The sequence below is a fragment of the Sporolactobacillus sp. STSJ-5 genome (genome assembly GCF_024385605.1).
Classification (GTDB): Bacteria; Bacillota; Bacilli; order Bacillales; family Sporolactobacillaceae; genus Sporolactobacillus.
On sequence record NZ_JANFOJ010000004.1, the window covers coordinates 172,984 to 196,681 of the forward strand.

The 23,698-nt window shown below is 46.6% G+C and carries 24 protein-coding genes; 6 read left to right on the forward strand and 18 right to left on the reverse strand.

Going from position 1 to position 23,698, the window contains the following annotated elements; translation table 11 throughout:
• Positions 1-85: 85 nt before the first annotated feature.
• Entirely contained in the window at positions 86-526 is a 441-nt protein-coding gene (locus NOM01_RS06310) for a hypothetical protein (protein ID WP_255747353.1), read from the reverse strand.
• A 248-nt stretch (positions 527-774) separates the two neighbouring features.
• On the opposite strand from NOM01_RS06310, the gene NOM01_RS06315 reads away from it, so the two are divergent.
• The 4 genes from NOM01_RS06315 to NOM01_RS06330 all read left to right on the forward strand — a co-directional run bounded on the left by NOM01_RS06315 (position 775) and on the right by NOM01_RS06330 (position 4,732).
• Positions 775-1,740, forward strand: a complete 966-nt coding sequence (locus tag NOM01_RS06315; RefSeq protein ID WP_255747355.1) for a nuclease-related domain-containing protein — start codon at positions 775-777, stop codon at positions 1,738-1,740.
• A 1,043-nt stretch (positions 1,741-2,783) separates the two neighbouring features.
• The gene (locus tag NOM01_RS06320) at positions 2,784-3,119 is read left to right on the forward strand and encodes a PadR family transcriptional regulator (RefSeq protein WP_255747357.1); all 336 of its coding nucleotides are present in this window, start codon (positions 2,784-2,786) and stop codon (positions 3,117-3,119) included.
• Positions 3,112-3,789 carry a DUF1129 family protein gene (locus NOM01_RS06325; protein WP_255747359.1) on the forward strand — a complete coding sequence of 226 codons (678 nt, stop codon included), beginning with the start codon at positions 3,112-3,114 and terminating at the stop codon, positions 3,787-3,789. The genes NOM01_RS06320 and NOM01_RS06325 overlap by 8 nt, the downstream gene beginning before the upstream one ends.
• Positions 3,790-3,985: 196 nt before the next feature.
• A complete protein-coding gene (locus NOM01_RS06330) occupies positions 3,986-4,732 on the forward strand; it encodes an EcsC family protein (RefSeq protein ID WP_255747361.1) in 747 nt (248 codons plus the stop codon).
• 97 nt (positions 4,733-4,829) lie between these two features.
• Here the strand turns inward: NOM01_RS06330 and NOM01_RS06335 are convergent, their stop codons facing one another.
• The 9 genes from NOM01_RS06335 to NOM01_RS06375 form a co-directional block, all read right to left on the reverse strand.
• Complete coding sequence (locus NOM01_RS06335) at positions 4,830-5,552, reverse strand: amino acid ABC transporter ATP-binding protein (RefSeq protein ID WP_255747418.1); 723 nt, start codon at positions 5,550-5,552, stop codon at positions 4,830-4,832.
• Positions 5,552-6,211 carry an amino acid ABC transporter permease gene (locus NOM01_RS06340; protein WP_255747363.1) on the reverse strand — a complete coding sequence of 220 codons (660 nt, stop codon included), beginning with the start codon at positions 6,209-6,211 and terminating at the stop codon, positions 5,552-5,554. Before NOM01_RS06340 ends, NOM01_RS06335 begins: the two co-directional genes overlap by 1 nt.
• A gap of 79 nt (positions 6,212-6,290) precedes the next feature.
• Complete coding sequence (locus NOM01_RS06345) at positions 6,291-7,106, reverse strand: basic amino acid ABC transporter substrate-binding protein (protein WP_255747365.1); 816 nt, start codon at positions 7,104-7,106, stop codon at positions 6,291-6,293.
• 185 nt (positions 7,107-7,291) lie between these two features.
• The gene (locus tag NOM01_RS06350) at positions 7,292-7,903 is read right to left on the reverse strand and encodes a nitroreductase family protein (protein WP_255747367.1); all 612 of its coding nucleotides are present in this window, start codon (positions 7,901-7,903) and stop codon (positions 7,292-7,294) included.
• Between the two features lie 84 nt (positions 7,904-7,987).
• Positions 7,988-8,323, reverse strand: a complete 336-nt coding sequence (locus tag NOM01_RS06355; RefSeq protein WP_255747369.1) for a winged helix-turn-helix transcriptional regulator — start codon at positions 8,321-8,323, stop codon at positions 7,988-7,990.
• Positions 8,324-8,448: 125 nt separating this feature from the next.
• The gene (locus NOM01_RS06360; RefSeq protein WP_255747371.1) at positions 8,449-9,714 is read right to left on the reverse strand and encodes an MFS transporter; all 1,266 of its coding nucleotides are present in this window, start codon (positions 9,712-9,714) and stop codon (positions 8,449-8,451) included.
• Positions 9,715-9,762: 48 nt separating this feature from the next.
• On the reverse strand, positions 9,763-10,185 hold the full coding sequence (locus tag NOM01_RS06365; RefSeq protein WP_255747372.1) for a MarR family winged helix-turn-helix transcriptional regulator: 423 nt from the start codon (positions 10,183-10,185) through the stop codon (positions 9,763-9,765).
• 444 nt (positions 10,186-10,629) lie between these two features.
• The gene (locus NOM01_RS06370) at positions 10,630-11,814 is read right to left on the reverse strand and encodes an MFS transporter (protein WP_255747419.1); all 1,185 of its coding nucleotides are present in this window, start codon (positions 11,812-11,814) and stop codon (positions 10,630-10,632) included.
• A 147-nt stretch (positions 11,815-11,961) separates the two neighbouring features.
• Positions 11,962-12,465, reverse strand: a complete 504-nt coding sequence (locus NOM01_RS06375) for an AAA family ATPase (protein WP_255747374.1) — start codon at positions 12,463-12,465, stop codon at positions 11,962-11,964.
• A 140-nt stretch (positions 12,466-12,605) separates the two neighbouring features.
• Between NOM01_RS06375 and hemH the strand changes: the two genes are divergently transcribed.
• Positions 12,606-13,574, forward strand: a complete 969-nt coding sequence (gene hemH / locus NOM01_RS06380) for a ferrochelatase (protein WP_255747376.1) — start codon at positions 12,606-12,608, stop codon at positions 13,572-13,574.
• Between the two features lie 40 nt (positions 13,575-13,614).
• Here the strand turns inward: hemH and NOM01_RS06385 are convergent, their stop codons facing one another.
• The 7 genes from NOM01_RS06385 to NOM01_RS06415 all read right to left on the reverse strand — a co-directional run bounded on the left by NOM01_RS06385 (position 13,615) and on the right by NOM01_RS06415 (position 18,354).
• Positions 13,615-14,070 (reverse strand): heme-degrading domain-containing protein, encoded by a 456-nt coding sequence (locus tag NOM01_RS06385; RefSeq protein ID WP_255747378.1) that lies wholly within the window; start codon positions 14,068-14,070, stop codon positions 13,615-13,617.
• Positions 14,071-14,084: 14 nt separating this feature from the next.
• On the reverse strand, positions 14,085-15,272 hold the full coding sequence (locus NOM01_RS06390; RefSeq protein WP_255747380.1) for an MFS transporter: 1,188 nt from the start codon (positions 15,270-15,272) through the stop codon (positions 14,085-14,087).
• A 27-nt stretch (positions 15,273-15,299) separates the two neighbouring features.
• Positions 15,300-16,037: an IclR family transcriptional regulator gene (locus NOM01_RS06395; protein ID WP_255747382.1), complete on the reverse strand. Its 738-nt coding sequence runs from the start codon at positions 16,035-16,037 to the stop codon at positions 15,300-15,302.
• A 230-nt stretch (positions 16,038-16,267) separates the two neighbouring features.
• Positions 16,268-16,633 carry a hypothetical protein gene (locus tag NOM01_RS06400; protein WP_255747384.1) on the reverse strand — a complete coding sequence of 122 codons (366 nt, stop codon included), beginning with the start codon at positions 16,631-16,633 and terminating at the stop codon, positions 16,268-16,270.
• A 117-nt stretch (positions 16,634-16,750) separates the two neighbouring features.
• Complete coding sequence (locus tag NOM01_RS06405; RefSeq protein WP_255747386.1) at positions 16,751-16,903, reverse strand: hypothetical protein; 153 nt, start codon at positions 16,901-16,903, stop codon at positions 16,751-16,753.
• A gap of 65 nt (positions 16,904-16,968) precedes the next feature.
• The gene (locus NOM01_RS06410; RefSeq protein ID WP_255747420.1) at positions 16,969-17,763 is read right to left on the reverse strand and encodes an aldo/keto reductase; all 795 of its coding nucleotides are present in this window, start codon (positions 17,761-17,763) and stop codon (positions 16,969-16,971) included.
• Between the two features lie 171 nt (positions 17,764-17,934).
• Entirely contained in the window at positions 17,935-18,354 is a 420-nt protein-coding gene (locus NOM01_RS06415; protein WP_255747422.1) for a DUF1801 domain-containing protein, read from the reverse strand.
• 202 nt (positions 18,355-18,556) lie between these two features.
• On the opposite strand from NOM01_RS06415, the gene NOM01_RS06420 reads away from it, so the two are divergent.
• Positions 18,557-21,487 carry an insulinase family protein gene (locus NOM01_RS06420; protein WP_255747388.1) on the forward strand — a complete coding sequence of 977 codons (2,931 nt, stop codon included), beginning with the start codon at positions 18,557-18,559 and terminating at the stop codon, positions 21,485-21,487.
• A gap of 537 nt (positions 21,488-22,024) precedes the next feature.
• On the opposite strand, the gene NOM01_RS06425 is transcribed toward NOM01_RS06420, so the two are convergent.
• Positions 22,025-23,593, reverse strand: a complete 1,569-nt coding sequence (locus NOM01_RS06425) for a glycoside hydrolase family 32 protein (RefSeq protein WP_370645950.1) — start codon at positions 23,591-23,593, stop codon at positions 22,025-22,027.
• Positions 23,594-23,698 lie beyond the last annotated feature (105 nt).

A 23,698-nucleotide genomic window follows, 5' to 3' on the forward strand; every position in this document is an offset into this window, starting at 1 on the left:
CATCTTCATTGGGTTGGGCTGTGGCCCAGTTTGAAGCTATGAAGAAAAAGACGGCTCCGCATGAAGCGGGTGCCATCTTTTTTCGTCAGCAGCCGGGAAGCCCAGGATATTGCTGGCACCACGGCGGACGCGGCGTGCCGGTACCTTGGACACCGCCTTGTGTCCCGCCCTGACCGCTGAGTGGCGGAGGGGTCGGGCCGAGATAAGTCAGCCCGAACATATCCGATTTATGTTCTTGATGAAACATCCATTGTCCGGTTTGCGGCATATAAACATTCATGCTGACCATGCCAGTCGCCGGGTTTATACCAAGCAGCTGGATCGTCACCAATTCACCGAAGCTTGCCAATCTGGTACGGTAATAGTGTCCGGCCCTTCCCAGCTTAATTTCATTTTCAATTGTCGCCGTCGGCAGCAGTGTCGGCATCTGTTCACGATAAGGATCGTACGCATTTTCATTAAATTGATTCCCATTATAATAGCCATAAGGATCGTAAAAATAACCATCCTCGAATTCGTTTGTCATACAGTCACCCGCCCCTCTCATTATGTATTACTATATGTCGGGCGATTGTATTGGGCTGGGCGCGATCAAGCCCAATTTCAATTTTAATTATTTTGTTTGTGTAAACGTTTTCTAATACGGCTTGTTGATTCGATTTCTATTATTATGCAGTGTTTTGGCTTCATTTTTACTGTTTTGTCGTTTCGTTTTTTTTCGGGAAATTTGTTATTCTCTTTTTAAAAGATCTTTGAAGTTAAGGAGATGATTGATTGATCAAAAAACAGAGAACGATGCCCCATATTCTCCGTCAACTAAGCGCGTTGAAACGCCGCCTCCCTCCAAATCATCCGCAATTCGCGCTGATTTGCCAGGATGAGAAAAATCGCTCGAACGGATATAAAGGTGAGGAAGCGATTGATTATTACCTTGCCGATCTGCCGGATGATTTCTCCATCTATCATGGCCTGCGCCTGCCGATGAACCATTCCTTTTTCCAAATGGACACGCTCATTCTAACCTATTCCTTCCTATTAATAATTGAAATTAAGGCACTAAAAGGAGAGGTCTATTTCGACCCGGTGTTCAAACAAATGATCCGAACACTCAATGGTAAGTCGGAAGGATTTCGTTGTCCGATTGTGCAAGTAAAAAGGCAATATGATTGTCTGAGTCGTTGGTGCGCGGCCCACAGATTTCCGCAAGCTCCGATTGAAGACTTCGTCACGTTCAGCAATCCTGAAACCATACTCAAAACAGCTTCCGGCAATACAATCGTTCCTCGAAAAGTCTGCCACATGCACCAAGTTCCCGATCGCATTCAGGCACTCACGCGTGCTCTGGTTAACATACGCCTAACCGATCAAGAACGCGATCGGCTCAACGATCAACTTATCCAAGCCCATACACCACTTATCCAGAATGTGCGTGAGCTCTATCATATTGATGACAAAGACCTACTCACCGGCGTTCAATGTCCAAACTGCCACGCCATCCCCATGATTCGAGCCCATGGCAGCTGGCATTGTTCACGTTGCGGCCGAGATTCAAAAACCGCGCACCACACCCTGCTTGACGACTACTTCTTGCTGATGTCACCAACTATAACGAACCGTGAGTTCCGACACTGGGCGCACCTAGATTCTCGAGCGCAGGCAACGAACCTGCTAAAGAACATGAACCTTCGCTATACAGGCACACAGCGACATACAATTTATCACGAACCTGATCAACATTGAAAAACCAGCCTTCTTTGACGGCTGGTTTCTTCTTTTGTCTTTATATAGATGTGTACAAGCCTCGGCTTGTACACTCCTTTTGATCTTTCGTGCATTGGATCACTGGTTTCGTGCATTGGCCAATTGATTTGGTGCATTGACTCGGGTCAGACTGGCGTTCATGCATTGAGCAGTGATTTTCGTGCATTGAACCAAGGTTTTCGTGCATTGGATCACTAATTTCATGCATTGGCCTACTGATTTGGTGCATAGGCTCGGATCAGGCTGGCGTTCATGCATTGAGCACTACTTTTCGTGCATTGAACCAAGGTTTTCGTGCATTGGATCACTAATTTCATGCATTGGCCTACTGATTTGGTGCATAGACTCGGATCAGACTGGCGTTCATGCATTGAGCACTACTTTTCGTGCATTGAACCTAGGCTTTCGCGCATTGGATCGCTAGTTTCGTGCATTGGCCAATTGATTTGGTGCATAGGCTCGGATCAGGCTGGCGTTCATGCATTGAGCACTAATTTTCGTGCATTGAACCAAGGTTTTCGTGCATTGGATCAGTAGTTTTGTACATTAGCCAATTGATTTGATGCATAGGATCGGATCAGGCTGGCGTTCATGCATTGAGCAGTGATTTTCGTGCATTGAACCAAGATTTTCGTGCATTGGATCAGTAGTTTCATGCATTGGCCTACTGATTTGGTGCATAGGCTCGGATCAGGCTGGCGTTCATGCATTGAGTACTACTTTTCGTGCATTGAACCAAGGTTTTCGTGCATTGGATCGCTAGTTTCATGCATTGGCCAATTGATTTGGTGCATTGACTCAGATCAGGCTGGCGTTCATGCATTGAGTACTACTTTTCGTGCATTGGATCACTAATTTCATGCATTGGCCAATTGATTTGGTGCATTGCTTTTTGGATGTGATTTGTTGACATCCATTCCCTAGCATTTTATACTGATATCAGCTACTTGGCATTGCAAAGTAGCTGATTTTTCACACTGGTATCTTGTTTTGCAACATACCGTTTTAAGAAAGGAGCAGCTATGTCTGTTCGGACCCAGCTTTTGAAAGGTGTGCTTGATGGCTGTGTGCTGTCGATCATCGAAAAGGAATCCGTATATGGTTATGAATTATCAAAGAAGCTGCAGCTGGCCGGATTGAGTGATGTCAGTGAAGGGACGATCTATCCGGTGCTGCTGAGGTTGCAGAAAAATGGTTATATTCGCGGGGAGATGCGGCCGTCGGAATCGGGGCCGGACCGCAAGTATTACTCGCTGACGGACGATGGACTTGCAGCGCTGAAGGAACTGGCGCTGGAATGGGCAAATATCGCCGGTCCGGTCACGACATTAATGCAAAGGAGGCACACAAATGATTAGCTCAAAACAACTAATCTCGGAAAATAATGAAAGGCGCAAGTTGCTGACTAAGGAAAATGAAAAATACTATGATGATATGCTCGTCTACATTCGATTAAAGGCAAAATCATCGGATCAGGAAAGCGAAGAGGTACTGATGGAACTGCTCAATCACTTGATTGATGGACAGCAGGATGGAAAAACGGCGGCCGACATCTTCGGTGATGATCCAAAGGGATATGCAGATGAGCTGATCAGCGAGCTGCCCAAAGCGCACTTGCGCACCAGGCTTCCGTTTCTCAGCTATCTGTTAATCAACCTCATCTCTATATTTTTACTTGTCCGAGGCGCCGCTTTATTTATCGGCGGCTTCTTCAAGCCTGTGGACGCGACCGTCTTTATCGTCAAATCTACGCTGATTACGGTTTACTGGCTCTTGGCGATCGCATTTCTTATCTGGTTCATTTTGCATCTTGTCGAGAACGCCCTCTTCAAAAAAGTAAGCAATTGGAAAGATGTATTGAAAGCCGGGCTGGTTGGTATCATCAGTTTTGGTCTAGGTACTGCGCTGCTGTATCTGATTCCCAACTTCGGCCCGTCCTTCTCATTCGGCTGGCTTCCGTCGCTTGTGAGCGGTACCATCCTGTGGCTGATCAGTTTTTGGACAAAGAAAAAGTTTAACCTTTTTTAGGTAGGGAACCCTAGTGTACAAATGAACAATTGCGGCTTGGTAAAAAAGGAATCGTTTCCCCCTGTTCTTCCGATCGCCAACGAACCCGACCCGGACTGTTCGCCGCCTTGCCGCCCATGCTTTTCGGCGCGCTCGCCTGAAGCACAAGTGAAACGCCGGATCTGCATCACACGTAAATGACCTGAGGAGGGATCAAATGAACGATTATGAATTGCGCGCTTATGATGAAATCATGGCTTGGAAGCGCAAGATGCTCAAGCCCTCGAGTTTGCTCAATCGTATGTCTAAAAAAGTTCAGGCAAAAATGAACGGGTATATACCTGAAAAAGTGCAACATGCGATCACGGCGGCAATAAAAGGTATGGTTCAATCGACACTGACCGGTTCGCATTGGATCACCAAAAAGAATCAAGCTGCCGGTTTGTCACTGGAAGAAAAAGATCGAATCGTGACTGAAAAATTGTCCAATTACCGTAAAACCGCTGTTGTAGAAGGTGCGGGTACCGGTGCAGGCGGAATCCTGCTTGGCCTGGCCGATTTTCCGCTCCTGTTGTCCATCAAAATGAAATTTCTTTTTGATGCGGCATCGGTTTATGGTTTTGATACGAAGGAATATGAGGAGCGGATCTTCATTTTGCAAGTGTTCAAGCTCGCTTTTTCGAGTGATGACGTGCGGAATGAGACGCTCGAAATCATTGAGAATTGGGAGACGCGCAAGCAGGAATTTATGGAGATGGACTGGCAAGAGTTCCAGCAGGAATATCGGGACTATCTCGATTTTGCAAAAATGCTGCAGCTGATGCCCGGAATCGGTGCCGCAGTCGGTGCAGTGGTCAACTATAATCTGCTCGACCGGCTTGGTGAAACAGCAAAAAATTCTTATCGGCTGCGCCTCCTTACCGCCCTGCCTAAATGGATTGAATCATCATCGCCGAAAGACTAAGGCCTTTTCATTGGTGAGCGTATCGGTGCGACACCATGAATCGGCCTCATTACAAAAAAACAGGAGAGCAGCAAAATGATTGCTGCTCTCCTGTTTTTTATAAAACTTTGCTTAGAAATGCTTGCGTTCGCTCCTCTTGTGGGTGTTCGAACAGTTGGTTTGGTTCATTTTCTTCTACTATATAACCGCCGTCCATGAAAATGACGCGGTCGCCGACTTCACGCGCGAAGCCCATTTCATGAGTAACGACAACCATCGTCATGCCATCCTTGGCGAGCTGCTTCATGACATCGAGCACTTCGCCGACCATTTCAGGATCGAGCGCCGAGGTCGGTTCGTCGAACAGCATCATTTTCGGTTCCATCGCAAGTGCGCGGGCAATCGCGATACGCTGTTTCTGACCACCGGATAATGAATCGGGGTAGGCATTCGCTTTTTCTGCGAGCCCGACCTTGCCGAGCAGTTCCATTGCTTTTGTCTTCGCCTGTTCCCTGCTCACCTTTTTCACCTTAAGCGGTGCGATCATAATATTGTCAAGCACAGTCATATGCGGGAACAAATTAAACTGCTGAAACACCATGCCGACATCCTGTCGAATTTGGTTGATGTTCGCTTTTTTGTCGGCAATATCCGTGCCTTCAATGTATACATGCCCGGAGGTGATTGACTCAAGCAGATTAATGCAGCGGAGCAGTGTCGATTTGCCTGATCCGGACGGACCGATGACAACGACCACTTGCTGCTTCTCCACTTCAAGATTAATTTTTTTCAATACTTCATTGTCGCCGAACGACTTTTTCAAATCTTCTACTTTGATCATCATTTTGTCGCCATCCTTCTTTCCAGGCGATTTACTAAGAAGCTCATGGTCAAGGTCAGGATCAGATAGATGAAGGAAATCGTCAAGTACGGTGTCCAGACGATTGCATACTGCGCGCCCATTGCCTGCGCCCAATAGGTCAGTTCAGGTGCCGCGATTGCCGCGATCAGCGAGCTGTCCTTAATCAGACTGATGAATTCATTGCCCATCGGCGGAAGCACGCGACGAACGGCCTGCGGCAATACGATATAGCGCATGGCCTGGAGCTTGCTCATTCCAAGTGAACGTGCCGCCTCGGTCTGACCTTCGTCAATGGATTGAATACCGGCACGGAAAACCTCGGCAATATATGCTGCCTCATTCAATGAGAGTGCAAGAGCACCGGCGAGAATGCCGTTTGATTGACCAAAAACAGCCGGAACGACACCAAAATGAATAATAAGAATTTGTACATACAGCGGCGTTCCTCGAAAGAAGGTAATGTAGCAGATAAACGGCCATGACAACGCCTTATTATTGATCATTTTCCCGAAACAGACAAGTAAACCGAGCAGTGTCCCGAATACGATGCCGGCAAGTGAAAAACCGACCGTAAATAATGTTCCGCTTGCAAAAAAGGGCAAATATTCTCTGATGATGTCCAAAGGGTTAACGCCCAAATGAATCCTCCCCTAACTTAAAAAGTTGCTTAACAAGATCGTTAAGCAACCTCTATCTGTAACTCGTTGGTTTAAAAGCTTATTGCTGAGCTTTCAATGTATCAAGGTCCGGAGAAACTTTAAACCATTTTTTATAGATTTTTACATAAGTACCGTCGCTGTACAGCTTGTTGATTGCCTTGTCGAAGACCGGTTTCAGCTTGCTGTCTTTCGGGTACATGATCCCGTAGAATTCAGGTTCGAATGCATCTTTGTCTTCAACGACCTTCAAATTCTTGCTTGGGTTGTTGCGTGCATATTGCTCAATTACCGTGTTGTCGGCAACGACCGCATCAGCACCCTTGTTCAGCATTTCCATGATTGCCAGGTTGATCGTCTTGAACTTTTTAACCTTTGGATTGTTCTTGCCGACAATTTTTTCAACCGCAGCTTGTCCGGTTGTGCCTTGTTGAACGGCAATCGTTTTTCCCTTCAGGTCGGCAGCTGATTTAATCGTGCTGCTTTTAGCTACAAGAATTTTGTTTGTTGAAAGGAAGTAAGGTTTAGAGAAATCATAGGTCTTTGCACGATCAGCAGTGATTGAGATTGCTGAAATACTCATATCAGCCGTCTTTGATTTCAGTTCGGCAAACACAGGGTCCCAACCGACATTGACCAGTTTGTATTTGTAACCGGAAGCTTTGCTGAGCGCCTTCATAATGTCAACATCAAAGCCGACCATCTTACCCTTGTCCAAACTTTCAAATGGCGGATAAGTCGCATCGTTAACCACGCGCAATACTTTTTTCGTCGCAGCTTTCTTAGATGATGAACCGCTGCCGCTGCCGGATGAACAGGCCGTGAATATTAAAACGAATGCCAGTAAAAGTGATAAAACAGATAATTTCTTTATCATTTAAAGCTTCCCCCTGTATCTTTCTAATTAATTGCGAATTAAATTATTTTTAATTATACTCTCTCTTTGAAAGTGATAGCAAGATAAAAGTTGAATTTTAGAACAATTTAAGCATTTTCATGAGAGAAAAGCTGACAAAAAGACCGAAGGGGTCATCCCCTTCGGTCTTTGCTAAGTATCGTGAATCAGCCGAATACTTTGACGCGTTCGTCGATCGGTGCGAATTCCTTTTCACCAGCCGGTGCTGCACTATTGCCAAATGGCATTTGCGCACGGAGCTTCCAGTTCTTCGGAAGATTAAATTCTGATTGAACCGCCTCGTCGATCAGCGGATTGTAGTGTTGCAGTGATGCACCGACGCCGATTTCAGACAGTGCAGTCCATACTGCAAATTGTGTGATCCCTGTGCTGTGTTCCGACCATACAGGGAAGTTGTCGGCATACAGTGCGAATTGTTCCTGCAGACTTTTAACAACATCCTGATCTTCGAAGAACAGTATGGTTCCGACACCTGCGTTAAATGAAGCGAGCTTTTGTGCGGTTGAGTCGAATGGCTGACCTTCAGGAATTACTTTGCGCAGTTCCTTTTCTGCAATACCGCCTTCACCCCAAATTTTTTCACTCTCAGCTCCGAACAAGACAACAGCATGCGCCGTCTGTGAGTTGAAAGCGGAAGGTGAGTATTTGACTGCATCCTGAATCGTCTTAATGATTTCTTCCTTGCTTGCTTTCACGTTCTTATCTAAGGCATAGATGGATCTGCGATTTTCGATTGCATTAATAAATGTGTTTGCCATGAGTAAAAACACTCCTTAACTAATTAATTTTTCTTTACTTACATAAGTATAGTTTATGATTAAAAAAAAGTAAACCATTTGCACTTACTTTTTTTCAGTCGCATGTTCTCCATACCATTTGTTCGCCCAATTGTGTACTTCTTCCAAAATCGGTTTCGATTCGATTCCCATCTCAGTCAAACGATAGGTAACCTGGACCGGATAGCCCGTGTCGACCATACGTTGAATAATGCCCATCTCTTCCAACTCTCTAAGCCGTGCGGACAGCATCCGATCACTTAATTCAGGAATTGCTGCAGAGATTGAACTAAAATGAGTTTCCCCAGATAGGAGCACTTCTATAATCAAACCATTCCATTTTTTTCCTAGAATCTGAAAAGCTTTCTCAAATTTGGGACAGACTGAAACCGCTCTTTGCATAATGCTCACCCCTCTCTATATTGTACTATACATACAAAAAATAACCAACTAACTTTTATTAATTAAGTGTCTTTTTATTATAGAAAATCTGCGGCTTTCCTATCCGTAGTTGTCATTTAAAAAGGTCAGACGGCTCGACCGTCTAGGCTGTTCACATGCGTCTTTTTCGCAATGCAAAGCGACATCATCGCAGCGAGCAGACATGCCGCCCCGGCCGAGATGAAAGGAACGTTATAGCTTCCGAGCATGTCGCGCATCGCTCCGGCGCCATATGCGGCAATGGAAGCCCCCAGCTGGTGGGCGACTGCCACCCATCCAAAGATCATGCCCGCTTTTGCGTTGCCGAATTCTTTTGCGGCGAGCTTCACCGTCGGCGGCACGGTTGCAATCCAGTCCAAGCCATAGAAAACGGTAAAAATCATTAACATTGGATTCGAAGCATCGAGCGCATAGGGAAGAAAAAGAAGCGAAAGCCCGCGCAGACTATAATACCAAAACAGAAGCTTTCGGCTGTCCATGCGATCAGACAGCCAGCCGGACAACGTGGTGCCAAGCAGATCGAATACACCCATCGTCGCCAACATGCCCGCCGTTGTGACCTCCGGGATACCATGATCGTGGCCCGCCGGGATGAAATGTGTCCCAATTAAGCCGTTGGTCGAGTATCCACAGAAGAAAAAGGTGCCGGCAAGCAACCAAAACGTGCGATTCGTTAAGGCTGATCGCAGTGCAATCAGCGGCGCGAGCAATGCGTTCTCTTTGATCTGCTCCGGTTTGACCACTTCTGTTGATCCATATGGCGCAAGACCCAAATCATACGGATGGTCACGCATCCAAACGGCAACGATAACCATTAATACCGCGATCACTGCGACAATTGTGATCATCGCATAGCGCCAGCCGGCATCAACCGTTATTATGGCGAGCAATGGAAGGAAAAGCAACTGACCGGTCGCTGCACTGGCTGTCAATATTCCTACAACCAAACCGCGCCGCTTCTGAAACCAATTGCCGCTCACGGTTACTCCAAGCACATTTGCCATCATACCCGTGGCTAATCCGGAAACAAGTCCCCATAATAGTTCGAATTGCCATAAAGCATTCATTATTGGTGTCAACGCCAAGCTCGCTCCAAGTACTGTCAGCGAAATCACGACCATCTTTCGTATCCCGAAACGCAGCAGTAAAATCGCCGAGAACGGACCAACCAAGCCATATAATAGGATGCCAATCGAAATCACACTGGAAATGCTGCCGCGGCTCCAGCCGAACTCGTCCTGAAATGGAACAATCAGCACGCCCGGCATCGATCGCACACCGGCGGAAACAAGAAGCGTCAGGAACGTGACCAGAACAACAACCCAGCCATAGTGTATTTTTGCTAACTTCATACGTCACCTCAAGTCTTTTCTTTTCGTCGTATACAAAACTCGGTTCATTTATTTTTCTTTAAGCTGATCACTTGAGCGCACCAGTTCTTGTGACAAAAGATCAGATGCTTCTTTGCCCAGCACGCGCTCATACCTTTGATGAAGTCGGTTTGACGCATTGCGAATCTCTTGTTCCAGTGCTCGTCCGGAGGCAGTCGGATAAACAAGCACCGTTTTTCCCTGCGTCTTCCTGCGCACAAGTTCTCTTCGTTCAAGCTTCTCGATAAATCGCGTTAATGTGGAGGGCGCAATATCCAATTGTTCGGCCAGTTTTTTCTGCGTGCTCCCCGGATCCTCAATAACGAGTAACAGTAAATAACCGTACATCGGGCTGAACCCGGTCGGCGCGAATTCTTCATCCGCCATTTTAGTGATGACCCGACTTAATCGATTGGTTGTAAAATAGAGACAGTTATAGCGAAAGTCGCTCACTTTGCAGCGCCTCCTTTTTTATTTTAAGGTTTTTAATTTTCGTTTGTATGTACAACTAAATATATAAAAACGGGTTTAAGATGTCAAGACGGTCAGTCGCACGTAAAATAAGCGGAGATATTCCGGTTATGTGCACCATGGAGCTTTTTTCGCGAGTACATAAGAGTAATTTTTCCGGTTATGCAAAGCAAAGCCTTCCATTTTTACGTTTTTCGATTCGATAAGCGTAATTTCTCCATCTATTTAAGCTATTTTATCGTTCGTATTCTAAATAAGCGGAAATTCTCCATCTATTTATCAAATTGAGCACTTGCCGCAGACGATCCGGGAGCCACCTCGTGCAGACTCGTGCCTGCACTTTGATTCACAAGCTCTTGTTTGGCCACTTGTAAAAAAGAGCATCTCAAAGTCAAAAACAGACTTTTGAGACGCCCTCTTCATCACTTATTCTTTTAATGGTCGAATCGGCAGCAGCATGCCGATCAAGACGATCGCTGCGGCACCAAGGAAGATCCACTGCATTGAGTTACCGGCTGCTACAAAGGACAAGGCCAGAAATACAGCCAAGTCGCAGCATGAGTCGACGATCGACAGCAGCGAGATCGTCGTCGCACGAACCGTTGATGGAATGTAATCGTTACTGATCTGCGAATAGATCGGATATCGGATCACTTGAACGATCCGCAGTAAAATGAATACACCGATCGCAAGCCACAGCGTCGATCCCGTAAATGCTGCCAAGACTAAGCCGATAACCGACAACGCGCCGGTTACGAACATTAGCGCAATACGCGAATAATGATCGGTCAGCCAGCCGATTGAACGCGAGGCGAAAAATCCGAGCACGGCGGCACCTGCATAGAACAAACCGACGACTTCAACCGGTATGCCCGCATGAGTCAAGAACGGCTGGTCAAAATTCTTGAACACCGCACCCACTGGAATGAACACGAGCGTGACATTTAGGAACATCAACAGCAGGAGCGGCTTGTGCCTGATCACAAGAAAGCCTTCCTTGACCTGGCGAAGCGGATTCTCGAACGGTTCTGCGGCGCGTTTCGGCTTCTTCAATAAGAGTGTCAGCGCAAGTTCAACCAATTGAAACGCAATGGTGAGCAGAATCAGCAGATCAAATTGCGACGTGCTCAAGTCTTTTGCCGCGTAGGCTCCGAACAGAACCGCGACAATCATGGCAATGAAGCTGCCGGATTGAATTTTCCCCATCGCCTGATCCATCCGATGTTCCTCGCCACTTTCTTTCAGAGACTCATAGATGAATGCCTCATCGGCTCCCGAATAAAAGGTGACGGAAAAACCATTGATAAAGCTGTATGCAAAAAACATCCATGGCTCCGATGCGAAAAGCAGTAAAGCAATACTCGCTATTCTGAGCACGGCACCGGTAATAAAGGAGCATTTGGCACCGAAACGATCTGCGTACACGCCGGTGGGAACCTCCCCAATCAGCACGGCGGCACTCCAGCAGAACAGTACGATGAAAATGTCCTGCGCGCTCAAGCCGCGCTGCATATAAAAAAGTGTCATGACCGGCTGTAGGAAATTCATGGTGCCGAAAAAGTCGGACCAAAATAATAAGCGGATATTATATGAAGCAATTGTTTTCAAAATCGTTCCCACTCTCTAATTAATTTTTGGTTTAATTAGGAAAGCAGGAGATCGTACAAACGTTAGTCCATGCAGCCCCCTGCTTCCTGGTTTGAGAAGAAGAGTTGTACTTTTTGCATAGATAAGTCCCCCTATTTTTTGATGCTCTCATTATATCAGATTCAAAATGTTTTGAATGTCTTTCTTGGTTCTTAAGAGGATCGTCTTTTCCTGAAAAAGTGCGAGATCATGTAAAACTTGCTGTCGCCCCTGTGTCTGAAATTGTGCATTCCACTCAACCATTCGTCGGAGAATGTGAAGGGTCGGCCGGTAATTGGCTTTTTCCAACCGCAATTCTTGTCGGACAAACCGTTTGAGAATTCGATATTTTCGGATGCGGTTTGGCGGGTCCAGAAAAAGAATTCGATCCGCGCGCTGCATGGCTGGCAGTACCCAATCCACGTACTGAGCACCTTCAATGATCCACGCATCTGTCTTCAGTATGTCTTGCAAAACGGCATCGCGTTCCGACGGTGTTCGACGCCTGTCACCCTCAGAGTGGCGTTCCCAGACCACGTTATCGAGCTCATATGCGGCGACACCTGTTTTTTCTGCGATTTTCCGGGCAAGGGTGGTTTTCCCGCTGCCAACCGAGCCGATGATGTAGATTTTCATGGGTTCCCCTCCATCCGTTTTTTTCTCCAGTGTAGCGGATCCGAGCATGATCAACCAGACAAATTTTTGCATTTTCTGCGTCCGTGGCGGCATTTTTTGGTACACTTGATTTATTCTGTAATGAACGGGAGCCTCTCTTCATGGAAAAAACTGCTGTACTGCTCGTCAATCTCGGAACACCGGATGCTCCGGATGAAAAATCGGTACGCCGCTATTTGGCTGAATTTCTCAGCGATCCGCGCGTGATTGATTTGCCGCGCTGGAAGTGGCTGCCGATCCTGCACGGCATCATTCTGCGCGTGCGTCCGAAGAAATCGGCAATGCTCTATCAATCCGTATGGACAGATGCAGGCTCACCGCTCCTGCTCAATGGACGCCGGCAGCAGGCGGCACTTCAGGAACGATTGACCGATACCGGCGTGAAGGTTGTGCTGGCGATGAGCTACGGAAAGCCTAATTTAGATGCGGAGTTGCAAAAGCTGCATCAATGGGGCGTGCGCCGTCTTGTTGTCGTACCGCTTTATCCGCAATACTCCTCGACGACGGTTGGTTCAATCTGGTACGGACTGCAGCGCTCTCTTGCCGACTGGCGCGATTTGCCTGAGCTGACGTTCATTCGTGATTATCCGGATCAGCCGAGCTATATCGCGACCTTGGCTGATCGCATCCGCAGCTCTATTGCCGAGCACGGTATGCCGGACCGGCTCCTTCTTTCTTATCACGGGATTCCGATTCGCTACGCGCAAAACGGCGATGACTATCCGCAGCGCTGCCAAATCACAACCGAACTCATCAAGCAGCAGTTTCCAGAGCTATCGATTTTAGAAACCTTCCAGTCGAAATTCGGCAACGAGGAATGGCTGAAACCGGCGACGATTGATACGGTCCGCGCGCTGGCCGCACAAGGCGCAAAGCAGATCGCCGTGATTGCACCCGGCTTCAGTGCCGATTGCTTAGAAACGCTGCAGGAACTTGCGCAAGAAAATGCCAGAGCCTTTTATGAAGCAGGCGGGCAGCAGTTCAGCTACATTCCTGCCGCCAATGATCATCCTTTTTTTATTGATTGTCTGGAAGATCTGGTGCGGCGAAGACTGCATTACTCCAATTAAAAAAGATCGGGAAGCTGTCCCGATCTTTTTTCTGCATCAATTATTTCTTTAAAAATTTCTGCACTCCGGCAACAGCGTAGTCATGATCCAGCTGCGGCGTCATTCCGGCAACGGTGACCGAACCGATGACCCCTGCGTTCCGAACGCGAATGGGAAAAGAGCCACCAACTGCCTGGTATTCTGAAGATGGAAGCAGTGAGCTTTGATCATGTGTCGTACCGCTGCTTTCAAAACGTTTGCCAATATAAAGCGAGCTGCGATTATAATGATCAACCACCCTCTTTTTCCGACAAAACCAGTAGACGTTTTCCTCAGAGGTTCCTTCCATTAGATAGGTAAACAGCGGTACGCGATTACGTTCGATATGAATCGCGATTGACTTGCCGTTTCCCTTTGCATAGTCAATCAGCAATAATCCAAGCTGAAGCGCATCTTCATTAGTGAATTGATCAAATTGCAATTCATTTTCGAGCTGTTCTAATTCTTGCAAGGTCATCGTGAGTGCCCCCATTAAAATAGTTTTTGTTTTTTATCCAACCGATAATTGATGATTGCGAGTACACAAGCCGTACCGGACATCAATGCACCGACCCAAGCCGTATCCAGATAGGTAAAGAAATCAACCGTCCATCCGCCCAGGGTTGACCCGACAGCAATACCTACATTGAAGGCGGAAATATTTAATGCAGATGCAATATCACTTGCCGCAGGAAATAGCTTCTCGGCAAGGCCGACCATGTACGCCTGAACACCGGGCGACATCATAAACGCGAACAGACCAAGCAGGCAGATTGAGATAAGACTCAACGTTTTATTCGGCAACAGCCACATCTGCAGCAAAAGCACGACGGACTGGAGCAGGAAAACCAGACGCAGTCCTTTTACAGGATGTGTGTTGGCCATTTTCCCGCCCAAAATATTACCGATTGCAACGGCCACACCGTAGAGAAGCAGCAGCCATGAAATGGACGATGCAGAAAATCCGCTCACTTTTTCGAGAATCGGCGATAAAAAGGTAAATAAGGTAAATGTTCCGCCAAAGCCGAGACAGGTCATGACAAAGGCCATGAGAATGCGCGGGTTGCCAATGCACTGCATCATGTCCTTCAGCGTGGGTACCTGTGCATTCTGTTTGATGCGGTCAATCGTGAACACGTTGATAATCAGACCTATTAAGCCCAGCACAGCAATAAGAACAAAGGTCGCGCGCCAGCCAAAATGCTGTCCGATGAATGTGCCTAGAGGAACACCGACGATGGTCGCAATTGTCAATCCGGTAAACACAATAGCAATCGCCGTTCCCCTTCTCTCAGTCGGTACAAGTGAAGCAGCAACGACCGCAGCAATCGCTAAGAAAACGCCGTGCGTGACCGCTGTAAGAACACGTGCCAGCATCAGCCATTCATAGTTTCCGGAAACGGCCGCCACAACATTTCCCAGTGTGAAAACGGTCATGAGAAGAATTAAAAAGCCTTTCTTTGGGATACGTCCGGTCAGTGCTGCAATGATTGGTGTGCCAATCGCGATCGCTGCCGCATACCCCGAAATCAGTGTCCCGGCCTTCGTCACAGAAATTTGAAGATCTGCGGCAATCGTTGGCAGCAGGCCGACAATGACAAATTCGGTCGTGCCAATCGCAAACGCACTGATTGCCAGAGAATAGATGCCAACGAGCGCCTTTGTGGACATTTCTTTCATTGTTAAACCTCCATTAAAAAAGTACCATCAGTCAAGCAATTTAGAAATTTGCTTGCTGCAAGCCATCAATTTTTTACTCAGCAGTCTGTCTTTCTTTTTTATGAGCCGGGATGCCGGTCCGGATAAGGCCACTGCAGCAATCACTCGATCATGATAAAAAATCGGTGCTGCAACACAGCGGAGACCGACTTCCGTCTCTTCATCATCGACGGAGTATCCCTGATCGTGTATGACGGTTAAATGGGCACGAAGCAAGTGAAAATCGGCGAACGTTTTCTCTGTTTTACGCACGAGTGTCAGCTGTCGAAACAAGGACTCGCGCTCATGATCATTGAGAAAGGCAAGGATGGCTTTTCCCAGTGCACTTAAATGTGCCGGCGCCCGGTCACCGATTTCCGAATGACTGCGAATCGCATGATTTCCATCAACCACTTGAGTGGTGACGATATCGGTTCCGATCAGCGTTCCCACATAGACGGTTTCGCCAAGCTCCGCGCTCAGCTGATAAAGCGGTGCCGCCGTCAGCCAATTCACTTTTACTGATTCAGGTGCGGAATAGATGCTGAGTTTATGACTTGCCCGATAGGCTTTTCCTTCTTTTTTCACGTAGCCCATCGCTTCAAGCGTATAGACCAAACGAAAAGCAGTGGATTTATTTAAATCCAATTGATCAATCATATCGCTAAGTGTCAGCTCTTCTGTCTGACGCAAAGCATCCAAAATCAGGAGTCCCTTTTTTAAGGTGGCCACCTCATATTGACTCATTCGGTTCACCTCTTTCTTGGATGTGCTCATCTTAAACAGAAAAAGGCCGGAAATCAAATATCGATTCTATTGTTTCTATAATTGAAACTTGGGGACGGGTATTAAAATAGCCGGAAGCTTCGCGTGCTGCCGGCATTTTTAGATCTATTCGATTTTGGAGCCTGAGTCGGTGTATGCGTTTCTTTTGAAGGATTTTTCACGCGGATTTTATCTGTGGTGTTGCTTGCGAGTTACGATGACCTTGCTTTCTTTTTTAATGCGCGGATCGAGACATCATGTTCGCCGAGCATTTCAAAGATCGCAGCTTGATTTTCGAACATTTTATCCATGGATTGCTGATTGTGATCGACTTTCTCATCAATTTTTTTCACATAGCCATGCAGCTTATCGACGTCGCTGCTCAGCGCTGTCAGTTTCGCATCGGTTGCTTCCTGACGACTGTGAACAGCTTTAAGAATCCGGTTCGTTTCATTAAGCTGCGTCTGCATCAGGTCTTGCTTTTCTTCCATATGGATCATACGTGTTTCCATATTTCCCATGCGGCCGTCCATACTTGTCAGCTTATCGAGGATTAACTCAAGTACCTTTTCACTCATCCGTTTCCCTCCTTCCGTACAATTGCTTCGCTCATGATGTCTGTTCATTTTTGTAATTAAAGTATAGCAAAAAAAATGTAGATTCTAGAAAATGTGTAAGAGAAATTCGCCAATTTGTCAACCACGATTCTGCCCCATCGGAATCACCGCTTCCGCTTGATCACGTGCGTCAGATGCGACCGGCACTGATTTATCGACCGCTTTGACGATTTTATCGAGCAGTTTCATCGATTTATCGAGCAGTTTGCGAAGTTGATCGACCGCTTCCACCGATTTGTTTTGCCCATTAAAAAAAGCCGACTCCGCAAATGGAATCGGCCGCAACGTGTATTCAATTAAAAATCAAAATTGTCCGGGTCAGCGCCTGTGCGGTGATCTGTGTTCAGTGCGTTGATCGCTGCCATGTCTTCAGCTGTAAGCTCGAAATCAAAGAGCTGTCCGTTTTCCTTGATGCGGCTCGCGTTGACTGACTTCGGAATAGCGATCACGCCGCCTTGAATATGCCAACGCAGAATAACTTGAGCCGCTGATTTACCGTATTTCCCGGCAATCGCTTGAATCGTTTCATCCTGGAGCAGCTCGCCGACCATTAAGGGCGCCCAAGCTTCCAGACGAATGCCATGTTTCTCGCAATAATCTTTTAACGGCAGCTGTGAGAGTCGTGGATGACGCTCCACTTGATTGACGACCGGAACAATGTCGGCGTCCTTGAGCAGGTCTTCAAGATGATGGATTTGAAAGTTGCTGACACCGATGGCGCGCACTTTTCCTTCCTTATATAAATGTTCCATCGCACGCCATGTATCTTTATATTTACCGGCAACCGGCCAGTGGATCAAGTAAAGATCAAGATAATCCAGACCAAGTTTATCGAGACTTTCTTGATATGCCTTCAAGGTCGAATCGTATCCTTGATCTGCATTCCACACTTTCGAGGTGATAAACAGATCCTCGCGCGTAAGACCCGTTTCTTTGAGCGCCGCTTTGATTCCTTTTCCAACACCGGCCTCGTTCTGATAAATTGCAGCTGTGTCAATCAGGCGATAGCCCGAATGAATCGCCGTCTGCACGGACTCGGCAGCAACCTGCTGATCGTTCACTCTGAATACGCCCAGCCCCATGATTGGCATTGATACGTCATTATTTAAAACCACTGTTTTCTGTGTCAATGGTCACCCTCCTTTATAAGTCTTCTTATTAAGTATAAAAGATAAAGTTCTTTTTAAATAGTACGCACCTTATTGTTATATAGGCACAAAAAAGTAACCATGATCAGAATGACTACTTTCCCCCGGTTTCATTCAGCAGTCTTGCTTTTTTGAAAAGACCACAGCCGTATGAATCATATTTTTCAGCACCTCGGCATTTATATCCGCAAGCTTATTGACGTAGATGCAGGCTTTTCCTCGTGTATGTTTGCCAAAATCCGGTGCAAATTTTTCATAATCCTCATCTTCCATCATCAGGTACAGGCTGATCTTCGCTTTTCTCGGAGAAAATCCGGTAAGCGGGGCATCGCCTTCATGCCCGGAGGCGTACTTATAATGATACGAGCCGAATCCGATAATGCTCGGTCCCCACATTTTTGCCTCATAACCAGTTGTTTCTGTAAAGAGATTGAGCAACCGATAAGTGTCCTCGCGTTTTTTCGGATTTTCCACCGTTTCAATAAATTCAATCACACTGTTGTCGGTCTCTTTCGTTTTTGGTTCGTAGCCCATATTCGTCACCTCACTCATTTTTTTGCCTTCAGTATGAAAATGACCTTTCCTGTACATTTTAAACAAAGACGCGAGATCACGGAAAATGCGGATTGTCAAAGGCATTATTTTCTAAATAATACTGTATAATAAAAGTGTTGCCATTTTCAACGTGGCGTGCGCTCGCTTGGAAGCGAAACATGTTTTAATAGGAGGTTACTTAATGGAAACACTCACTCAAAATAAGGTAGTCCATGGTTTTCGACTGCTGCATACCGACACAATCCAAGACATTCACTCAGAAGCCTATGTGTTCGAGCATGAGAAAAGCGGCGCGAGGTTATTGTTTCTGAAAAACGACGATGACAACAAAGTCTTCTCGATCAGTTTCCGCACGCCTCCGGAAAATAACACCGGCGTTTTTCATATTCTTGAGCACTCGGTTCTTTGCGGTTCCGATAAATATCCGGTCAAAGAACCGTTTGTCGAACTGCTCAAGGGTTCGCTGAATACGTTTTTAAATGCGTTCACCTTCAGCGACAAAACGATGTATCCGGTAGCCAGTAAAAATGACAAAGATTTTCAGAACCTGATGGATGTCTATCTCGATGCGGTCTTCCATCCGAATATTTATAAATACAAGGAAATTCTGCAGCAGGAAGGCTGGCACTACGAACTGGAAAAAGCAGACGATCCGATCCATTACAAAGGTGTCGTCTACAACGAAATGAAAGGTGCCTTCTCTTCCCCTGAAGGACTGCTGATGCGCGCGAACCAAAACTCGCTGTTCCCGGACACGAGCTACGGCTATGAATCCGGCGGCGATCCGCTCTACATTCCCGATCTGACCTACGATTACTTCCTGCAATGCCATAAAAAATATTACAGTCCGGCCAACAGCTACATTTATTTGTACGGAAATATGGATATTGAAGAGAAGCTTGCCTATCTCGATCAGGCTTATCTTGCCGGTTATGATCGCATTGAGGTCGATTCCTCAATCGCAGTACAGAAGCCGATTGGCAAAATTAATGAAATCATCAAGGAATATCCGGTGCTCCCTGATGCAGACTTGAATGATAAAACATATTTGAGCATGAATTTCGCCGTGTCGACCTCTACCGATCCGGAAACGTATCTGGCGTTCGATATTCTCGATTATCTGCTGCTTGACAGTCCTGCCGCACCGCTGAAAAAGGCAATTCTCGACGCAGGCATCGGTCAGGATGTGTTCGGCTCCTACGATAACAGCATTCTGCAGCCGTTTTTCTCAGTAAATGTAAAGAATGCAAACGAGAGTCAGAAGGAAGCCTTTAAGAAGGTTGTTTTCGATACGCTGAGAACGTTCGTCAAAGACGGTTTGGATAAAAAACAGATTGAAGCGGCGATCAACGTTAAAGAATTCCAGCTGCGTGAAGCGGATTACGGTTCCATGCCGAAGGGCCTGATCTACAGCATTATGTCGATGGACAGCTGGTTGTATGACGAAGATCCGTTCATACATTTGAAATTTGAAAGCACCTTGGCAAAAATCAAGCAAGCGTTGACGAGCAACTATTTCGAAGCGTTGATTGAAAAATATCTGATTAACAGCAATCACCAAACTTTTGTTACGATTGCGCCGTCTAAAACAATTGCGGAAAAAGAAGCGAAGAAAGTCGAAGCTGCTTTAGCAGATGCAAAGCAAAAGCTGGATGCGGAAGGCGTGCAACAAATTATTGATGAGACGAAAAAGCTGAAAGAGCGTCAATCCAGTGCTGATACTCCTGAAGATTTGCGTAAAATCCCGACCCTTGCGCTGTCTGATGTTGAGCGGAAAGCGGAAGACCTACCGCTCAAGGAGACTGCAATCGACGACGTCAAAACACTCTACCATGATCTGGAAAGCAACAAGATTGCCTACGTTAATCTTTATTTTGATGCGACGGCGGTCCCTGCAGATCAAATTTCCTGTCTTACACTTTTGCAGGAAGTACTTGGAAAAGTCGATACGGAAAAATACGCCTACTCGGATTTGGTCAGCGAAATCAACATTCAAACCGGCGGCATTGATTTTGACAATCAGACCTTCAGTGACAAATCAGATGATGACGCCTATGCACCGAAGTTCTCCGTAAAAACCAAAGTGCTTGTGGAAAAGCTGCCTCAGGCGTTCGCGCTGATCCATGAAATCCTGTATCACAGCAAATTTGACAATGCGGCACGTATTCGCGAAATTGTCAAAGAGATCAAGTCGCGCGTGGAGATGTCCTTCAACCAGAATGGTCAATCCGTTGTCGTCCGTCGACTGGGGTCCTACTTCTCGCAGGCAGCGGCTTACAGCGAAAAATTGCGCGGCCTTGATTTCTATCAATTTATTTCAGATCTGGATAAAAATTGGGATGCGCGTATCGACCAGTTGTCCGATACTTTCGCGTCACTTGCAAAGCAGCTGTTTACGAAAACTGCATTGACTGCAAGCGTAACGGGCAACTCCGAACTACTGAGTGCGGTTGAGAAGCAGTTCAGCACACTGGATCTGCAGACACAATCAGCTCCTGGCCGCAGCTCGAATCAATTGCCGGCGCCAGAAGCGAAAAATGAAGGATTGATGACCTCCAGCAAGGTCCAGTACGCGGCCAAGGGCGCCAACTTCAAATCGCTCGGCTTCGATTACACAGGCAAGCTTCAGGTTTTGAAAAAAATTCTGTCGCTTGACTATCTGTGGAACCAGGTACGCGTCATGGGCGGTGCGTACGGATGCGGCCTCGCACTCGAGTCCGCGGGCAACATGATTTTCTGGTCATACCGTGACCCGAACCTGAAGGAAACGCTGGCGATCTACGATGAAGCAGCAAAATTCGCCGAATCGTTTGATGCCGACGATTTCGAAATGACGAAATATATTATCGGAACCTTGTCTGACCTGGATACACCGCTGACCCCGCGTGGTAAGGGCAGTATGGCCGATGCTCAATATTTCAAAAACATCACCCAAGCCGACGTACAGGAAACCCGCGACAATGTCCTTGATACAAAACTGTCGGATATTCAAGCATTCGGCAAACTGCTGAAAAAAGTTACCGATCAAGGTCTGGTCTGCGTCCTCGGCAATGAAGGAAAAATCCAAGAAAACAAAGACCTGTTTCAATCCTGCATCAACATATTCGACTGATTCAGATAAAGAAAGAGCTGTGAGCGGCCTGCTCACAGCTCTTTTTATTTTGATTTTGATCTCTCATGGATTCGATATTCGGTTTAAACTTTTTGAGGTTCGGTCTCACTTTCCTTTGATTCGGTCTAACTCTTCAGCGTTTCGCTCTTACTTTTCCTTGATTCGGTCTAACTTCTGATTTTCGGTCTCACTTTCCTTTGATTCGGTCTAACTCTTCAGCGTTTCGCTCTCACTTTTCCTTGATTCGGTCTAACTTCTGATTTTCGGTCTCACTTTCCTTTGATTCGGTCTAACTCTTCAGCGTTTCGGTCTCACTTTTCCTTGATTCGGTCTAACTTCTGATTTTCGGTCTCACTTTTCTTGATTCGGTCTAACTCTTCAGCGTTTCGGTCTCACTTTTCCTTGATTCGGTCTAACTTCTGATTTTCGGTCTCACTTTTCTTTGATTCGGTCTCACTCTTCAGCGTTTCGGCCTCACTTTTCCTTGATTCGGTCTCACTTCCCGCGGAGTTTGATCCAATCGCTTAACCTTGGGCTTTAATGAATTGATCGAAAGTGTTTGATTTCAATGTTACTAAAGACGGCAGTTCCGTCCTCGGAGTACAGACTGATGCCTTGGTCGTTCAGGTTCGGAAAGACTTCGTTTGTGAGAACGGTTCGCCCATCGTCTGTGAAAACTTCGATACTTGTTTTATCGACAAGGATTTTAAGATGCACACGTTTGGTATCTTGAGCAAGCGGTGCACGGCTTTCCAAGTACTTTTTACTCTCATCCGGCTGATTTGTGAACGTGCGATTAACATAAAGATAGCCGCCTTCAGCAAATACTCCGACATCGATATGCCGTTTTTCATTGTCGGATTCGCGCAGCCGGAGCCCGACGTTGCGTGCATTGGTCCACGACAGATCGACATCAAGCTGATAGGCAGTTCCGTGCACATCGAGTGTTTTCGAACCATTCACGCGGACTGTTTTCAGCCGCTGCGTCGAATCAACAAGCTTATCCACTTCGGCAACCGGTTGAGAAGCCAGGCTGTAGCCACCGTCCTGCTTAATCAAATGAATTTGGCGTACGATTGAGTTCACGCCGTTGAATTTGTCCTTTTTCAGAGTCGGCGTAGTGTTAGGATAGTCCCAATTATTCATCCATGCGATAGCATAGCGCGAATCGAGCTTGTCTTTCGCCTTTCCGTTATCGAATGTCACGCCGGCATACCAATCGAATCCGTAGTCCAGCCATTGCGGCGTATCTTGATCAGCAGTAAATTTTTTCCCGTCAAAATCACCGGTCCAGTATGCATATGTGTTCGGAAGTCCCTCTGCTTTTCCATTGGCGCTTGCACCGAGCACCCACTTAACCGTTCCGTCACCGGCACGCAGCTGAAAGAGATCCGGGCATTCGATCACTCCTATATTCTGTGTCATGAAACCATCCGTGTAGTGCCAATCCTTTAGATCATTCGATTCATAGAACCCGATTTTCGATCCTTCGGCAAGCAGCAAGATCCATTTATGGCGCGATTCGTCCCAGATCACCTTCGGATCGCGGAAATCCTTGACACCGGGATTGGGCAATATCGAATCCTCATTGTCTTGCTTAAATGTTTTCCCGTCATCGGTGCTGTACCACAGAAATTGCTCCTGATCACGCTGCGCGGGCGGCTGAGTCACAATGGCAACCAGTGCATTTTTTCCAAATCCGGCCGTGTTTTCCGGATCGCGCACAACCGATCCGGTCCAGATGTCACCGTTTTTATTCGTGTATTTTGGAATGGCGACACCATCATCCTTCCAGTGCACGAGATCCTTCGATGTGGCCAGTCGCCACTCCGTCCCGTTCCCTTTCGGATAATCGCGATTGTACAAATAATAATAATGATACTTGCCATTAAAATAGAGCGGCCGCTGCGGATCATTCATCCATTTATCCGGCACTGAGAAATGATAGACCGGTCGATAAGAATCTTCCTTTTTATGTGTCACTTGTTTCTCCTTCGGCCGAAATGATTGAGACAGGACAAGCGCTATTATCACAAGGAGCAGACCGAGCATCACCAGACTGCTCACAATCCAAACTTTTTTATTCACAAGAATAACCTCCAGCATGTCACAGCATTCATCGTCGCACATTTTTTACGCAAAAAATGAAAATGTCGCCTATAATCGACATTATTTTCTCTAATGCTTATTATGATCCATTATGTTCAGGGA

Bases quoted from the DNA above. Each gene is read 5' to 3' on its own strand.
- NOM01_RS06310 (WP_255747353.1), bottom strand. From the start codon at position 526: ATGACAAACGAATTCGAGGATGGTTATTTTTACGATCCTTATGGCTAT.
- NOM01_RS06320 (WP_255747357.1), top strand. From the start codon at position 2,784: ATGTCTGTTCGGACCCAGCTTTTGAAAGGTGTGCTTGATGGCTGTGTG.
- NOM01_RS06325 (WP_255747359.1), top strand. From the start codon at position 3,112: ATGATTAGCTCAAAACAACTAATCTCGGAAAATAATGAAAGGCGCAAG.
- NOM01_RS06330 (WP_255747361.1), top strand. From the start codon at position 3,986: ATGAACGATTATGAATTGCGCGCTTATGATGAAATCATGGCTTGGAAG.
- NOM01_RS06335 (WP_255747418.1), bottom strand. From the start codon at position 5,552: ATGATCAAAGTAGAAGATTTGAAAAAGTCGTTCGGCGACAATGAAGTA.
- NOM01_RS06345 (WP_255747365.1), bottom strand. From the start codon at position 7,106: ATGATAAAGAAATTATCTGTTTTATCACTTTTACTGGCATTCGTTTTA.
- NOM01_RS06350 (WP_255747367.1), bottom strand. From the start codon at position 7,903: ATGGCAAACACATTTATTAATGCAATCGAAAATCGCAGATCCATCTAT.
- NOM01_RS06355 (WP_255747369.1), bottom strand. From the start codon at position 8,323: ATGCAAAGAGCGGTTTCAGTCTGTCCCAAATTTGAGAAAGCTTTTCAG.
- NOM01_RS06360 (WP_255747371.1), bottom strand. From the start codon at position 9,714: ATGAAGTTAGCAAAAATACACTATGGCTGGGTTGTTGTTCTGGTCACG.
- NOM01_RS06375 (WP_255747374.1), bottom strand. From the start codon at position 12,465: ATGAAAATCTACATCATCGGCTCGGTTGGCAGCGGGAAAACCACCCTT.
- hemH (WP_255747376.1), top strand. From the start codon at position 12,606: ATGGAAAAAACTGCTGTACTGCTCGTCAATCTCGGAACACCGGATGCT.
- NOM01_RS06385 (WP_255747378.1), bottom strand. From the start codon at position 14,070: ATGACCTTGCAAGAATTAGAACAGCTCGAAAATGAATTGCAATTTGAT.
- NOM01_RS06390 (WP_255747380.1), bottom strand. From the start codon at position 15,272: ATGAAAGAAATGTCCACAAAGGCGCTCGTTGGCATCTATTCTCTGGCA.
- NOM01_RS06395 (WP_255747382.1), bottom strand. From the start codon at position 16,037: ATGAGTCAATATGAGGTGGCCACCTTAAAAAAGGGACTCCTGATTTTG.
- NOM01_RS06400 (WP_255747384.1), bottom strand. From the start codon at position 16,633: ATGAGTGAAAAGGTACTTGAGTTAATCCTCGATAAGCTGACAAGTATG.
- NOM01_RS06410 (WP_255747420.1), bottom strand. From the start codon at position 17,763: ATGCCAATCATGGGGCTGGGCGTATTCAGAGTGAACGATCAGCAGGTT.
- NOM01_RS06415 (WP_255747422.1), bottom strand. From the start codon at position 18,354: ATGGGCTACGAACCAAAAACGAAAGAGACCGACAACAGTGTGATTGAA.
- NOM01_RS06420 (WP_255747388.1), top strand. From the start codon at position 18,557: ATGGAAACACTCACTCAAAATAAGGTAGTCCATGGTTTTCGACTGCTG.
- NOM01_RS06425 (WP_370645950.1), bottom strand. From the start codon at position 23,593: ATGCTGGAGGTTATTCTTGTGAATAAAAAAGTTTGGATTGTGAGCAGT.